This is a genomic window from Bacillus sp. ISL-18 (genome assembly GCF_018613415.1).
In the GTDB taxonomy this organism is placed as follows: Bacteria; Bacillota; Bacilli; order Bacillales; family Cytobacillaceae; genus Neobacillus.
Genome location: NZ_JAGGQG010000019.1, coordinates 1 through 13180 on the forward strand (window position 1 = coordinate 1; position 13180 = coordinate 13180).

General features: G+C 40.5%; 13 protein-coding genes. 6 read left to right on the forward strand and 7 right to left on the reverse strand.

The features are described from left to right. Nucleotides 1–670: 670 nt before the first annotated feature. Entirely contained in the window at nt 671–1888 is a 1218-nt protein-coding gene (locus tag J7E81_RS23135; RefSeq protein ID WP_215045934.1) for an NAD(P)/FAD-dependent oxidoreductase, read from the reverse strand. A 469-nt stretch (nt 1889–2357) separates the two neighbouring features. On the opposite strand from J7E81_RS23135, the gene J7E81_RS23140 reads away from it, so the two are divergent. Next, nucleotides 2358–3356, forward strand: coding sequence for an NAD(P)/FAD-dependent oxidoreductase (locus J7E81_RS23140; protein ID WP_215045936.1), 999 nt, complete (start codon nt 2358–2360; stop codon nt 3354–3356). A 39-nt stretch (nt 3357–3395) separates the two neighbouring features. Here the strand turns inward: J7E81_RS23140 and J7E81_RS23145 are convergent, their stop codons facing one another. Together J7E81_RS23145 and J7E81_RS23150 are read right to left on the reverse strand one after the other, a co-directional pair. Continuing rightward, complete coding sequence (locus J7E81_RS23145) at nt 3396–3761, reverse strand: HesB/IscA family protein (protein ID WP_215045938.1); 366 nt, start codon at nt 3759–3761, stop codon at nt 3396–3398. Nucleotides 3762–3888: 127 nt separating this feature from the next. Then, nucleotides 3889–4128 (reverse strand): YuzB family protein, encoded by a 240-nt coding sequence (locus tag J7E81_RS23150; protein ID WP_215045939.1) that lies wholly within the window; start codon nt 4126–4128, stop codon nt 3889–3891. Between the two features lie 222 nt (nt 4129–4350). Here J7E81_RS23150 and J7E81_RS23155 point away from each other — a divergent pair, with 222 nt between their 5' ends. Next, a complete protein-coding gene (locus tag J7E81_RS23155; protein WP_215045941.1) occupies nt 4351–5418 on the forward strand; it encodes an NAD(P)/FAD-dependent oxidoreductase in 1068 nt (355 codons plus the stop codon). An 86-nt stretch (nt 5419–5504) separates the two neighbouring features. On the opposite strand, the gene J7E81_RS23160 is transcribed toward J7E81_RS23155, so the two are convergent. Then, nucleotides 5505–5834 carry a YuzD family protein gene (locus J7E81_RS23160; RefSeq protein WP_215045943.1) on the reverse strand — a complete coding sequence of 110 codons (330 nt, stop codon included), beginning with the start codon at nt 5832–5834 and terminating at the stop codon, nt 5505–5507. A 298-nt stretch (nt 5835–6132) separates the two neighbouring features. On the opposite strand from J7E81_RS23160, the gene J7E81_RS23165 reads away from it, so the two are divergent. After that, nucleotides 6133–6951, forward strand: coding sequence for a GDSL-type esterase/lipase family protein (locus J7E81_RS23165; protein WP_215045945.1), 819 nt, complete (start codon nt 6133–6135; stop codon nt 6949–6951). 59 nt (nt 6952–7010) lie between these two features. Here J7E81_RS23165 and J7E81_RS23170 read toward each other — a convergent pair whose 3' ends face one another. Further along, nucleotides 7011–7574 (reverse strand): DUF2062 domain-containing protein, encoded by a 564-nt coding sequence (locus tag J7E81_RS23170; protein ID WP_215045947.1) that lies wholly within the window; start codon nt 7572–7574, stop codon nt 7011–7013. A gap of 352 nt (nt 7575–7926) precedes the next feature. Here J7E81_RS23170 and J7E81_RS23175 point away from each other — a divergent pair, with 352 nt between their 5' ends. Then, a complete protein-coding gene (locus J7E81_RS23175; protein ID WP_215045949.1) occupies nt 7927–8922 on the forward strand; it encodes an NADPH:quinone oxidoreductase family protein in 996 nt (331 codons plus the stop codon). A gap of 55 nt (nt 8923–8977) precedes the next feature. Here the strand turns inward: J7E81_RS23175 and J7E81_RS23180 are convergent, their stop codons facing one another. Next, complete coding sequence (locus tag J7E81_RS23180; RefSeq protein ID WP_215046383.1) at nt 8978–9685, reverse strand: rhamnogalacturonan acetylesterase; 708 nt, start codon at nt 9683–9685, stop codon at nt 8978–8980. 430 nt (nt 9686–10115) lie between these two features. On the opposite strand from J7E81_RS23180, the gene J7E81_RS23185 reads away from it, so the two are divergent. Together J7E81_RS23185 and J7E81_RS23190 are read left to right on the forward strand one after the other, a co-directional pair. Continuing rightward, nucleotides 10116–10592 (forward strand): hypothetical protein, encoded by a 477-nt coding sequence (locus J7E81_RS23185; RefSeq protein ID WP_215045951.1) that lies wholly within the window; start codon nt 10116–10118, stop codon nt 10590–10592. Nucleotides 10593–10652: 60 nt separating this feature from the next. After that, nucleotides 10653–11375 (forward strand): 4Fe-4S binding protein, encoded by a 723-nt coding sequence (locus J7E81_RS23190; protein ID WP_215045953.1) that lies wholly within the window; start codon nt 10653–10655, stop codon nt 11373–11375. Between the two features lie 68 nt (nt 11376–11443). Here the strand turns inward: J7E81_RS23190 and cysI are convergent, their stop codons facing one another. Continuing rightward, the gene (gene cysI, locus J7E81_RS23195; protein WP_215045955.1) at nt 11444–13162 is read right to left on the reverse strand and encodes an assimilatory sulfite reductase (NADPH) hemoprotein subunit; all 1719 of its coding nucleotides are present in this window, start codon (nt 13160–13162) and stop codon (nt 11444–11446) included. Nucleotides 13163–13180 lie beyond the last annotated feature (18 nt).

The following is a 13180-nucleotide window of genomic DNA, read 5'->3' on the forward strand; positions in this document are numbered from 1 at the left end:
CTACGGGTTTTGGACCTTCCCTTGTCCAAAGGTGAGCCGACTTCAGACAGGTCTACGGGTTTTGAACCTTCCCTTGTCCGAAGATGAGCCGACTTCAGACAGGACTACAGGTTTCGGACCTCCCCTTGTCCGAAGATGAGCCGACTTTAGACAGGACTACGGGTTTCGGACCTCCCCTTGTCCAAAGGTGAGCCGACTTCGGACAGGTCTACTAGTTTGGGACCTTCCCTTGTCCAAAGGTGAGCCGACTTCAGACAGAACTACGGGTTTGGAAGCTCCCCTTGTCCGAAGATGAGCCGACTTCGGACAAGACTAAGGTTTTTGGGCCTTCCCTTGTCCAAAGGTGAACAGCTTTCGGACAGGTCTACGGGTTTTGGACCTTCCCTTGTCCGAAGATGAGCCGACTTCGAACAAGACTAAGGTTTTTGGGCCTTCCCTTGTCCAAAGGTGAGCAGCTTTCGGACAGGACTACGGGTTTCGGACCTTCCCTTGTCCAAAGGTGAGCAGCTTTCGGACAGGACTACGGGTTTCGGACCTTCCCTTGTCCAAAGGTCCCCTGCCTCAGAATCTCTCCTTTTTATCATAGCAAAAAAGAACAGAGTTTCTCTGTCCTTTTTGTAAAAAATGATAGAAGCTTTAACACCCTTCAAGGCGCTTCCGCTTTTTTTGTTTAAAATAGATTAAATTTACCTTTTTTCAATACCATACCTGCTCCGCCGATCATGTAAAGGGCACGGTTATCAACCACTTTTTTCATAAAAGAAGCTTTTCCGCCGGTAAGTTTTTTGCCAAAAACTACACCAATCGCATCGTCTTCACCAAGAGAGCAGACAGTCCCTTTATTATCGAACGTAAAGCTTTCTAATTCTGACTTATTACGAATTAAAGCAGCAATATTCTTAGCAGTCAATTCTGCTTGCTGCATCGCAATTTGTGCGGTTGGCGGATATGGACGATTGATTTCTTCGTTAATAACTAGAGAGCTGTCACCAATAATGAAGACATGATCAAATCCAGGAACGCGCAAATCTGGCTGGACCTTAACACGGCCTCTCATTGCTTCAAAGCCTGATTTTTCGATAACAGAGTTACCACGAACCCCGGCAGCCCAAACAACCGTTTCAGCCTTAATTTCATATGGCTCTTCATCGCCTTTTGCGACAAGAATACCGCCAGGAACAGCTTCCTTAATTGCCGTGCCAATTAAAAACTCTACACCCTTACGTTCTAATGTAGAAACGGCGTAATTTACTAGTTCAGGATCGAAGCCAGGCAATACCGTTGGAGCTGCTTCTACACAATAAATCTTTACCTTGTGAAAATCGACATCGTATTCATGGCACAATTCTGGAATCCGGTTTGTTAACTCACCAAGGAATTCAATACCAGTAAAACCAGCACCACCTACAACGATGGATAAGCGGTTATCATTCTTTTCTTCTTCCATATTGTACGTAGCAAATTGATATTCAATATGCTCACGTAATTGACGGGCAGAATTGACATTGGTAATTCCAAATGCATATTCTTTCAAGCCTTTGATACCGAATGTTTCCGGTTCACCGCCAAGGGCAATAACAAGATAGTCATAATCTACTTCGCCTTTTTCTAGTACGACTTTCTTTTCGTCTTTATTAATCTCAACCACAGTATCCTGTACAAAGCTAACCTTACTGCGGTCGATGACATCACGAATATCATAACGGACTTTATCATGATGAAGCGTACCAGCAGAGGCCTCATGTAACCATGTTGTTTCATAATGATAGTCATTTTTATTTACTAATACAATATCGGCTTCATTTACGCCGAGTATCTTCTGCAAACGAACTGTCGTCAGAAGTCCGCCGTAACCTGCACCAAGAATCACAATTTTAGGCTGTCTCAAAGTGATCACTTCCACCTTTTAGTATATTTTTTTATTATTGCTCTTTTTCTTATCTTCCACTGCTATGTCCAATTTTATTTTACTTAGCTGAAATTTGCTGTATGTGAGATATTTCACGATACATAGCGAAAAAAATTATGTGATGTAATTCACGAATAGGAATAAAGAAAAAGAAATAACCATAAGTACTTAGAAAGCGAATGAGGAATTTTAAGGAACAAAAATGAATAGTATGAATAGAGCTCATTCACATAACTGTACTTATTCTGTCACAATTTCTTAACAATATATTCACAATACATCTTATGCTAGTTTCTCTCTATTTTCAAGCATTTAAATAAATATTTTAGCTAAATTATTCACCCATTAATTTACTTTATCTAGATATTCGGAAACTAAAGGGTGAGGAAGCCGTTATTTGTGATGGATAGGGAATGGAGTTTGTTACTACTCGTTGGGGGGATCCTAAGTGCAAGAAGATCAAAAAGTATTTGATATTACGATAATTGGCGGCGGTCCTACCGGTCTATTTACGGCCTTTTATGGCGGTATGAGACAAGCGTCTGTAAAAATTATTGAGAGCTTGCCACAGCTTGGCGGTCAGTTGTCGGCCCTATATCCGGAAAAATATATTTATGATGTGGCAGGTTTTCCGAAGATCCGCGCACAAGAATTAATAAATAATTTGAAAGAACAGATGGCTAAATTCGAACCAACCGTAGTCTTAGAGCAGTCTGTTGAGAAGTTAGAAAAGCAAGAGGACAGTGTCTTTAAATTAACCACCAATAAAGAAGTTCACTACAGTAAATCGATTATTATAACAGCTGGAAACGGGGCCTTTCAGCCGCGTCGTTTAGAGCTTAAAAGTGCAGGGCAATATGAAAAGAAAAACCTCTATTACTTTATTGAGGACTTACATCAGTTCGCAGGACAAAACGTTGTAGTATTTGGCGGCGGGGATTCTGCTGTCGACTGGGCGTTAATGCTGGAGCCTATTGCTAAACAGGTAACCCTCGTTCACCGTCGTGATAAGTTCCGAGCTCATGAACACAGTGTTGAGAATCTCCTTCACTCCAAGGTTGCTGTAAAAACTCCGTATGTACCAGCAGAGTTGATTGGTGACGACAACGGAATTAAACAAGTGGTCCTAAAGACAGTTAGCGGTCCAGAAACCGAAACCATTGAGGTTGATGCGGTTATATGTAATTATGGATTCGTTTCCTCACTTGGACCAATTAAAGAATGGGGACTTGAAATTGAAAAGAACTCCGTTGTTGTGAATTCCAAAATGGAAACCAATATACCCGGCATTTACGCAGCGGGAGATATTTGTACGTATCCTGGAAAAGCGAAACTAATCGCCTGTGGGTTTGGCGAAGCACCAACAGCCATCAACAACGCAAAATCTTTCATTGATCCAAAAGCAAGAATTCAGCCGCTTCATAGTTCCTCTATGTTTAAACAATAAGAAAAGGCGTCTTTTGAAGACGCCTTTTCTTATTGTTTATTAACATTCCTCAGGTGTTCCTGCTGCTGTTGCCGTACGGAACGATGATCCGCACCCACAAGAAGCAATGGCGTTTGGATTATCAATCGTGAAGCCTCCGCCCATCATTGATTCTTTATAATCAATTTTTGTACCTTGTAAAATGAGTGAACTTTCTTTATCAACTAGAACCTGAATGCCATACTGGTCGAACTGAAGGTCATCATCGTTCACTTTATGGTCAAAGCCCATTCCATAAGATAGGCCGCTGCAACCACCGCCCTTTACACTTACTCGTAAAAAGGCACCTTCCTCTTCATTATGCTTCATCATCTCTTTTATGTGTAATGATGCCGCTTCAGTCAGGATCACAACTTCTTTACTCATGAGAATTCCTCCTTCTCCTCTGGCTTTTAATTTAGTATATACACTTATAAATGAAGTCTCAACCAACTAAAAGCACAAATTTATTAGACTTCCGCATTATATAAAAAGGAGCAAAAAGCTCCTTCATTTAAAACATGGGATTTTCCTCTAAGTATTGATAAATATTATCCACCAGATCCTCAGGAGTATCTCCGGTCACAGCCTCTCCGTTTACAAGAGCGTATAGTGAGGAGGCACATTTTCCGCAGTATCCCAGACATCCGTATTCGATAATATCCAGGTTCGGATCTCTTTGTAGCTTTTCAAGTGCCTGTTGAGCACCATTAGCCAAATTACTAATACAAAATTCAATGATCGGCTTAATCAACGTTTTCACCTCTCCACACCTACTTATCCTACTCTATTTAACAAAAACCGTCAAATACCACGTTCCTGCCATCTTGTCAAGAATCGTGTGAAAATGTTGTTATTTCACCACAAATTAGATATACTCGAATTTGGTTAAGTAGAAATATTATTCTACTATTATTTATTCTTACTGACTAATTGATAAGATTATAATGCCTGATAAACAAAGGGGTAATAAACGATGAAAAACCTTGTGATTCTTGGTGGCGGCTATGGTGGAATGAAAATTTTGAGTGAACTTCTGCCAAACCATTTGCCCTCCGATGTTTCGATTACACTGATAGACCGTGTTCCATATCATTGTTTAAAAACAGAATACTATGCATTAGCTGCTGGAACGATTTCTGATAAAGAAGTGCGGGTTGCTTTTCCTGAACACCCACGTTTACAAATTAAGTATGGAGAAATAACGGGGATCGACACTAAAAATAATCAAGTCATCATGAAGAATGCTGATCCGATTGTCTATGATGATTTAGTCATCGGTCTGGGCTGTGAAGATAAATACCACGATGTCCCTGGAGCTGCGGAATTTACCTATAGTATCCAATCGATTGAAAAAGCCCGGCGCACCTACTCCGTCTTAAACAATCTTGGCCCTGGATCTGTAGTTGCTATCGTTGGAGCTGGCTTAAGCGGTGTTGAATTAGCAAGTGAGTTAAGCGAAAGCCGTGAAGATCTTCAGATAAAGTTGTTTGATAGAGGGAAGCATATTTTATCTTCCTTCCCCGAGAGATTAAGTAAATATGTAGAAAACTGGTTTGTCCGCAATAATGTCGAGATTATTAACCAATCCAATATTACAAAAGTAGAAGAAGGACGCTTGTATAACCACGATAAGCCGATTGATTGTGATGTGATCGTTTGGACGGCTGGTATTCAAGCGAATCAGATCGTCCGTCAAATGGACGGAGAAAAAGACCGCTTAGGCAGATTAATCGTAACACCTCACCATCACTTGCCAAACGATGAACATGTGTTTATTGTCGGTGACTGTGCCAGTGCCCCGCACGCACCCAGTGCCCAATTAGCCGAAGGTCAGGCGGAACAGGTTGTGGAAGTATTAAAAAAGCGCTGGAATGGTGAACCATTGCCAGCAGCATTTCCGACGATTAAATTAAAAGGTGTCCTTGGCTCACTTGGAAAAAAACAAGGCTTTGGTGTTATGGCCGACAGAGCTATCACTGGCCGTGTCGCCCGGATCATAAAATCAGGAATTTTATGGATGTATAAATTTCATAATGGCTGATCATAAGAAAAGCGCCCGACTAGCAAATATACTAATTGCTGGAGAGGTACGTATAAAAAGAAGCATCCCCGCCGGAATGCTTCTTTTTATACGTTTGCTTTATATCCATACTTTTCGAGTTCTGCAAAAATCGTTTTTAAGCGTGGGTTTCCTTCACCAACAATTTTTTCCTTAATGACTACAACCGGATAAAACAAATCTTCTTCAATGATCCGCTGAGCAAACGCTATTTTGCCTTGGTCACCCTCTGGCTGAAAAATATCCACATAAGTCATCTTAAACGGCTGATCGGGAAATTTCCTGGCAATCGCGGCTTCAAGCCATTCAAAAGTCTCTCTTGAAGAAGGTAAATTTACACAGCTCGGGCATAATGTTTCAGCCCCATATAGAACAATTTCCAATTCATTTTTACCCATCAAAATCATTCCCTGTCAGTTTTCTTTTTATGTTGGCAGTGTTAAAGGTTATTGTTATTTTTAGCATGTTGATTGGAGCGGAAGGCGGCGAAGACTCCTGCGGGAGTACGGGTCAGGGGAGACCCCACAGGCGCAAGTGCGCCGAGGAGGCTCCCCGGCACGCCCGCGGAAAGCGAAGCCGCCTGGAGCGGAAATCAACAATTAACACTGCCTTAAAAGTGTCAGTTTGAATGGAAATCAACTCCTACATATTTCTGTTGTTTTCCTTGCTATAATGGAATATCAGGGAGTGAATAAAATGAAGTTTTTAAAATACCTAATCAGTTTCGTATTAATTATCGGACTCGGTTCAGCATTCTGGATCTATTATCCACACTATCAACTATATCAAATGAAAAAACATACGGTAAAAGCCAGTCAGGCAGACAACCAAGTTTCCTATCTTACTTATTTTAAAAATAAAAAAGCTGCCACCTTGTATCATCTAGCCATCGGTGACTCGGTGATCCGTGGCGTTGGAGCCGAACAAAGTAAAGATCTGGTTTCGCAATTTTCGAATTCATTGGGCGAACAGGCCAATAAAAAAATAGAGTTTAACAACCAAGGAATTAACGGGATTACGAGCAGCGAATTAAACCAGCTTGTCCAGACCGGGCAATTTGATGACGCAATTAAACAGGCTGACATTATTACGATCAACGTGGGCGGAAATGATATCATTCATGCAGCCAAAGGACTAAATCTCCAATCTGTCTTTCAAACCTATGACGAGCTGCAAGCCACCTTTACCAAGAATTTAACCGCCATTACGGCTCGAGTTACCAAACTAAATCCTCATGCTACGGTTGTTTTATTAGAATTATATAATCCATTACCTCAGGACAACCAAATGTACGCACTTGCTGATAAACTGCTGCCAAAATGGAATGTCCATATTTATGAAGTAGCAAACCGCCTGCCCTCTTCGATGGTAATTGAAACAACAAAGGTAATTAACGGCGAGCATTTACAAAATTTATCTGCCGATGGTGTCCATCCCAATTTAGCGGGTTATACCGCCATTTCCGAACAGATGATTTATCAATTCAAACATCAATATCGAAAAACAGCCGCATAAAAAAACGAAGGAGCATCACTCCTTCGTTTTTTTTGTACATTCATGCGAACGTTTACAGGTCAAATAAAATTTTTATTCACTCTTTTAATCCGAATCTCACTTTTAGAGCGCCTTCTTTTTAAACGATTTGCTCGTTCTTTTTCATAAAAATAATGAACGACGAAGTATGAAATAACGCTAAGGATAATTCCAAAAATGGTCATTCCAATCAAAGCGTGAAATCCACCGTGAATGAGGCTTACTAGGCTGTGGAAGTCACCATGCAACAGCTTTTGGAATGAAAAAGAGCCATTGTGTCCAATTTTCACCTTCATTGGAAGAATTATTTTCCCTAATTTTCTGGCAAAAGGCAATAAAATGACGGGCAGCAAGGTCAGTTTTCCAATTACATTACCGATTATCGAAGCTGGGAGCGATCCTTTCGCCAAGCGGACAATCGGTACGAATAATATATATATGAGGGAAGCAGACGAAATGACTAACATCTCAAGTCCGAATCCAATTGCAAAACCCAATGATACTTTTTTTGCCCCTCCAGGAGAACGGAGAAGTTTTAAAAAGTTTAACTTAAAAGCACGTCCTAGACGTTGAAAGAAATTATACTTTTTATGTTTTATGCTCATAAGTTAACCTCCCGACCGAATACAATAAAAGATTATAAGTTAATTATATTCCAAAAGAACTAAATAAACCAGAAGTACTATACAGGATATTGCTGGTTTTTTGAATATTAATATAAATTTAATTTAACGAGTAGATTTTTTATTAAAAATTAAGGTTACATGAATTTCTAAAGCGGGCTCATCCGTTTTCCATATGATATGCTAAGAACTTCATTTTGTTCCTTTCTTAGGACTTTTATCCTCACAGACGATTTCCTAGTATTTTCACAATTCGTGCGTGTACCATAAAGGTAAAATGATACTATTTATTGTATGATAATCTTATGTCTAATTATTGTGAGGAGTTCAAACCATGTCGCAAACGTTTAAAGCCTTGATTGTTGATAAGCAGGACGAGCAGTTTTCTGTTGAAGTACAAAAACGAACAATAGCTGATCTTCCTGAGGGAGAAGTTCTGATCAAAGTCCACTATTCGAGCGTCAATTATAAAGATAGTTTGGCCAGTATTCCGACTGGCAATATTGTCACACGCTATCCATTCATTCCGGGTATCGATTTAGCAGGTGTGGTCGTTTCGTCTAGTGACGCTCGTTTCCAAGAAGGCGATCAAGTCATTGCCACGAGCTATGAAATCGGTGTCTCCCATTTTGGAGGATACAGTGAGTATGCCCGAGTTCCTGCTAAATGGATTGTTCCACTCCCTAATGGCCTAACTTTAAAAGAAGCAATGGTCATAGGTACAGCCGGTTTTACTGCTGCGCTCTCAGTCCAGCGATTAGAAGAGAATAACGTTACACCAGAAAAAGGTAAGGTTCTCGTTACCGGTGCAACGGGCGGGGTCGGAAGTTTTGCTGTTTCCATTCTTGCTAAGCGTGGCTACCAAGTGGAAGCAAGTACGGGTAAAGAATCCGAGCATGACTACTTGAAAAAGCTCGGTGCAGCAGTGGTCCTCCCGCGGGAAGAAGTTTATGATGGGAAAATTAGAGCCTTAGGCAAGCAAAAATGGTTTGCCGCTGTGGATCCGGTGGGTGGAGAACCACTCGCTTCATTATTAAGCCAAATTCAATACGGCGGTTCCGTTGCGGCTAGCGGCTTAACAGCCGGAACAAAATTGCCAGCCTCCGTGTTTCCATTCATTCTTAGAGGCGTTAATTTACTAGGGATTGACTCTGTTTATTGTCCGATGGAAGCTCGCTTAAAAATCTGGGATCGGCTCGCCTCCGATTTCAAACCAGCCAATTTGGAAGAACTCATCCAAGACGAAGTCACACTTGAACAACTGCCTGAAGTCCTTCCTACACTCCTAAAAGCGCAGGCAAGAGGAAGAACGATTGTAAAACTAAGCTAAGTCCGGAATAATTAAGAAAGACTGTCCTTAGAGGCAGTCTTTCTTTTGGCATTTACTAACGGTATTTTGGTAAGACATGTATTTTTAGCGGCAGGTTTTGCTCAGTTATTCCCTCAACAAGCAATTGGGCAATTTGCCGTGCTCCATAGACTTGAAAATGTGTACTGTCATTTACTCCATCCGGGTAGTTTGGGTACTCGCCTGCTTTTAACCATAAAAATAATTTTTTCGTTTTAGCGGGTCCTAGCTGTTGATATAATTTTTTACTCTTTGCCGCTAAATCAATAACAGGGACATTTTCTTCCCTAGCCAGAGCTTTCATCGCTGCTGGATATCGGCCGTGTGTTTCCATTGCCTTGCCATCGCTTGAAAACCTAAACCTTTGAACAGGTGTCACGAGAATTGGGATTGCCCCTTTACTCCTGGCTCCCTCAATATATTTTTTCAAGTAAGTCTTATAGGTTGTGTTTGGATTCGTATAAAGTCTCTTAAAGCTGAATTTCTCATCATTATGTCCAAACTGAATGAAGAGATAATCACCCTTTTGGATGTGATTCAAAATCAATTTTAATCTTCCTTCATAAATAAAACTTTTCGTGCTTCTCCCACGCTTTGCATAATTCCGAATCGTCACTTTTGAATCTAGCATAGATGGCAGCACTTCCCCCCAGCCTGCCCGCGGGTATAGTGATTTTGGATAATTGGAAACAGTGGAATCCCCGGCAAGATAGATTGTGACTGGCTTGCCGTTTTGCTGGGCCATAGCACGCTTTGGTTGCTCTTCTGATTTTTGAACAATCGTATAGGCGGCAACCCCTAATAGTATGATCAAAGAAAATAATGCCAGCCTCCATATAATACCTTTACGCAATTTCCATACCCCCTATGTAAAATCCATCGATGTCTTAGTATTTATATAACCATAACCATAGATTCAAATCATATTTTATTTTTACACCTTTAGTGGTTTCTGTACAGCAATTTTATTTTTTGGGGATAGTCAAAAAGGCAAATGTACAGAACTTTCAAATGGTTGGTCTGTACCTAAATAAAGGGTAGTAGCGCTGCAGAAAAATTCACAATGTTCTCTTTTTCCGGCCACTTATATTCATTTGACGGATGGTAAAATAAGGAGTGAATAGGTAATGAGACCTAAGATATGGGATATGTTGAATCTTTTTAGGGGGGGTAATATGGTCGGTCATTTAGGTTTTTCCTATGTAGGTCTGATCTATTTATTGATGTTATGGGTTCCCAACACTATATGGAGTAGGCAAAAGCCAATTGATTATAACCCTGCAGAAGAAAACAAACTATTATTATTTTTTGAACGTGTTGGACAAATATGCTGTACGTGCAGCATCCTAATTTTTAGCGATTTTAACCCTGCTCCATTTTCAGCATGGAGTTTTTGGTTACTAGCATCAGTTGCTTTAATGATTCTATATGAGATTAGTTGGCTTAGATATTTTATTGGTGAGCATACGGAAAAAAATTTTTACCGAAGTTTTTATGGAATTCCCGTGCCTGGTGCAAGTCTCCCTGTGATGGCCTTTTTGCTCTTAGGCATTTATGGAAAAGTGATTTGGTTAATTGCAACAGCTGTCATTATTGGGATTGGACATATCGGGATCCACATTCAGCATTTAAAAACAACTATGGTTAAATAAAGGCTTCTTTAGATTTGTGAATCCTTCGCAACGCATTAGTTATGTTAAGGGGGAACAAGGATGAAAAGGCAAAAAAGTAGAAAATTACTATTAATCGTCTCTATGTTGCTTTTCCCGATAACCATCTATTATCTTTCACCACAATTAATTATTTTAGGTGCAAGAGACGGGATTATGACCGGAAGCTTCATTGTTTTTCTCGCATTGCTCGTAAGTTCAGTTTTTTTAGGAAGATTATTTTGTGGATACCTCTGTCCTGCAGGAGGAATTCAGGAATGTGCTGCGATTATTAATGATAAAAAAACCAGCCATGGATGGAAAAATAATATAAAATATGTCATTTGGTTGATATGGGTAAGCAGTATTATATTTTGTTTTATAGCTAGAAAGCACGAAATATCCATAAATTTTTTCTATCAAACTACTCATGGAATATCGATAGCAAATGTATATGATTATATCATTTATTATGGGGTAGTTTTGCTCATTTTCATTCCAGCTGTTGTGTTTGGGAAAAGGATCTTTTGCCACTATTTTTGCTGGATGGCGCCGTTTATGGTACTAGGAACTAAAATTGGGAATCTGTTTCATATTAAACGAGTCAGGTTACAGGCAGATAAGGCTGCATGTATAAACTGTCATTTGTGCAATAAGTCCTGCCCTATGAGTCTTAATGTATCAGACAAAGTTAAAAAAGAAGCCATGGATGACAATGAGTGTATTTTATGCGGGTCATGCATTGATCACTGTCCTAAAAAAGCAATTACTTATATGGTAAAATAATTAAAAATGGCTTAGTTCATATGAACTAAGCCATTTTTAAATAAGCTGCCTCTCGACCTGTATCCAATTTATTCGTGGAAATTGGTACCGTCAGTGGTTGCTTTCACGATTTCAGCACGGATGACGAAATCACCAAAGTGCTCGCCTTCCAATCTTTCTTTCGCATAGCGTGGAAGAATCACGCGCAACTCTTTCAGAATCTCTTCTTCACCGATATTTTCACGATACATTTTGCTTAACCGGCTGCCATCATGTGCTGCGCCAAGATACATATTGTATTTACCTACCGCTTTACCGATAAAGCCAATTTCCCCAAGTGCGTGTCTGGCACAACCATTCGGACAGCCTGTCATCCTGATGGTAATTTCCTTATCACGTAAACCTGATTCATCAACGATCTCTTCAATTTTTGTGATTAGAGATGGTAAATAACGCTCTGCTTCTGCCATCGCTAATCCACATGTCGGTAGAGCAACACAAGCCATTGAACTGCGGCGTAAAGCAGAATAATGCTTGCCATCTGTTAAACCATATTTTTCAATCAAATCATTGATTTTCTTCTTTTTCTGGCTAGAAACATTGGCAATAATTACGTTCTGATTACCGGTTAAGTGGAAATCGCCCGTATGGACTTTGGCAATTTCACGCAAGCCCGTCTTTAATTGATAATCTGGGTAGTCCGCCACACGGCCGTTTTCGATAAATAAGGTAAAATTCCATTTACCATGAACCCCTTTAACCCATCCATAGCGGTCGCCATTCGAGTCAAATTGGAAGGGCTTTGCTTCATCGAGGCTCCATCCTAAGCGGTTCTCAAGCTCAGCCTTGACGTTTTCCAAACCAAGTCTGTCAACTGTATACTTAAAGCGGGCATTTTTACGAACGGAACGATTTCCGTAATCGCGCTGGATCGTAATCGTTTTTTCCGCTACTTCATAAAGTTGGTGCGGTTTAACGAAGCCGATTATTTTTGCCAACTGAGGATAGGTCGCGGTATCACCGTGTGTCATACCCATTCCTCCGCCAATCCCCACGTTAAAACCGATTAGTTTGCCCTCTTCGACAATCGCAATGAAAGCAAGATCTTGTGAAAAGACATCGATATCATTGGAAGGCGGAACAGCGATACCAATTTTAAACTTACGTGGCAGGTAAGTCGGACCATACATTGGTTCTACTTCTTCGAATTCAGGCGTGCCGGCCACTTTTTCTTCATCCAGCCACACTTCATAATAAGCTCTTGTTTTTGGAAGAAGATCTTCACTTAATTTTTTAGACCATTCATACACTTCCGCATGAATCTCAGATTGATAAGGATTCGAAGCACACATTACGTTACGGTTTACATCACCGCAGGCTGCGATCGTATCCATAAGGGCACCATTAATTTCCTGAATGGTGCTTTTCATATTCCATTTAAGAATTCCGTGCATTTGCCAAGTCTCACGTGTGGTCAGCTTCAGTGTGCCGTTACCATATTTGTCAGCAAGTTCATCCATAACAAGCCATTGGTTCGGTGCGGCTACTCCCCCAGGAAGGCGGACACGAAGCATGAATTGATAAGCTGGTTCAAGTTTTTGCTTAGCACGTTCATTGCGAAGGTCGCGGTCGTCCTGCAAATAACTGCCGTGGTGCTTCATTAGACGGTTATCGTCGTCTGGAATACCGGCACTCATTTGGTCCAGCATTACTTCTTTCAGTGTACCGCGCAGATAGTTGCTTCGTACTTTTATATCCTCAACATCACTAGGTGGTCCATCTGGTGCTTTTAATAGTTGATTAACCATGTTGAAATAAAACTCCTT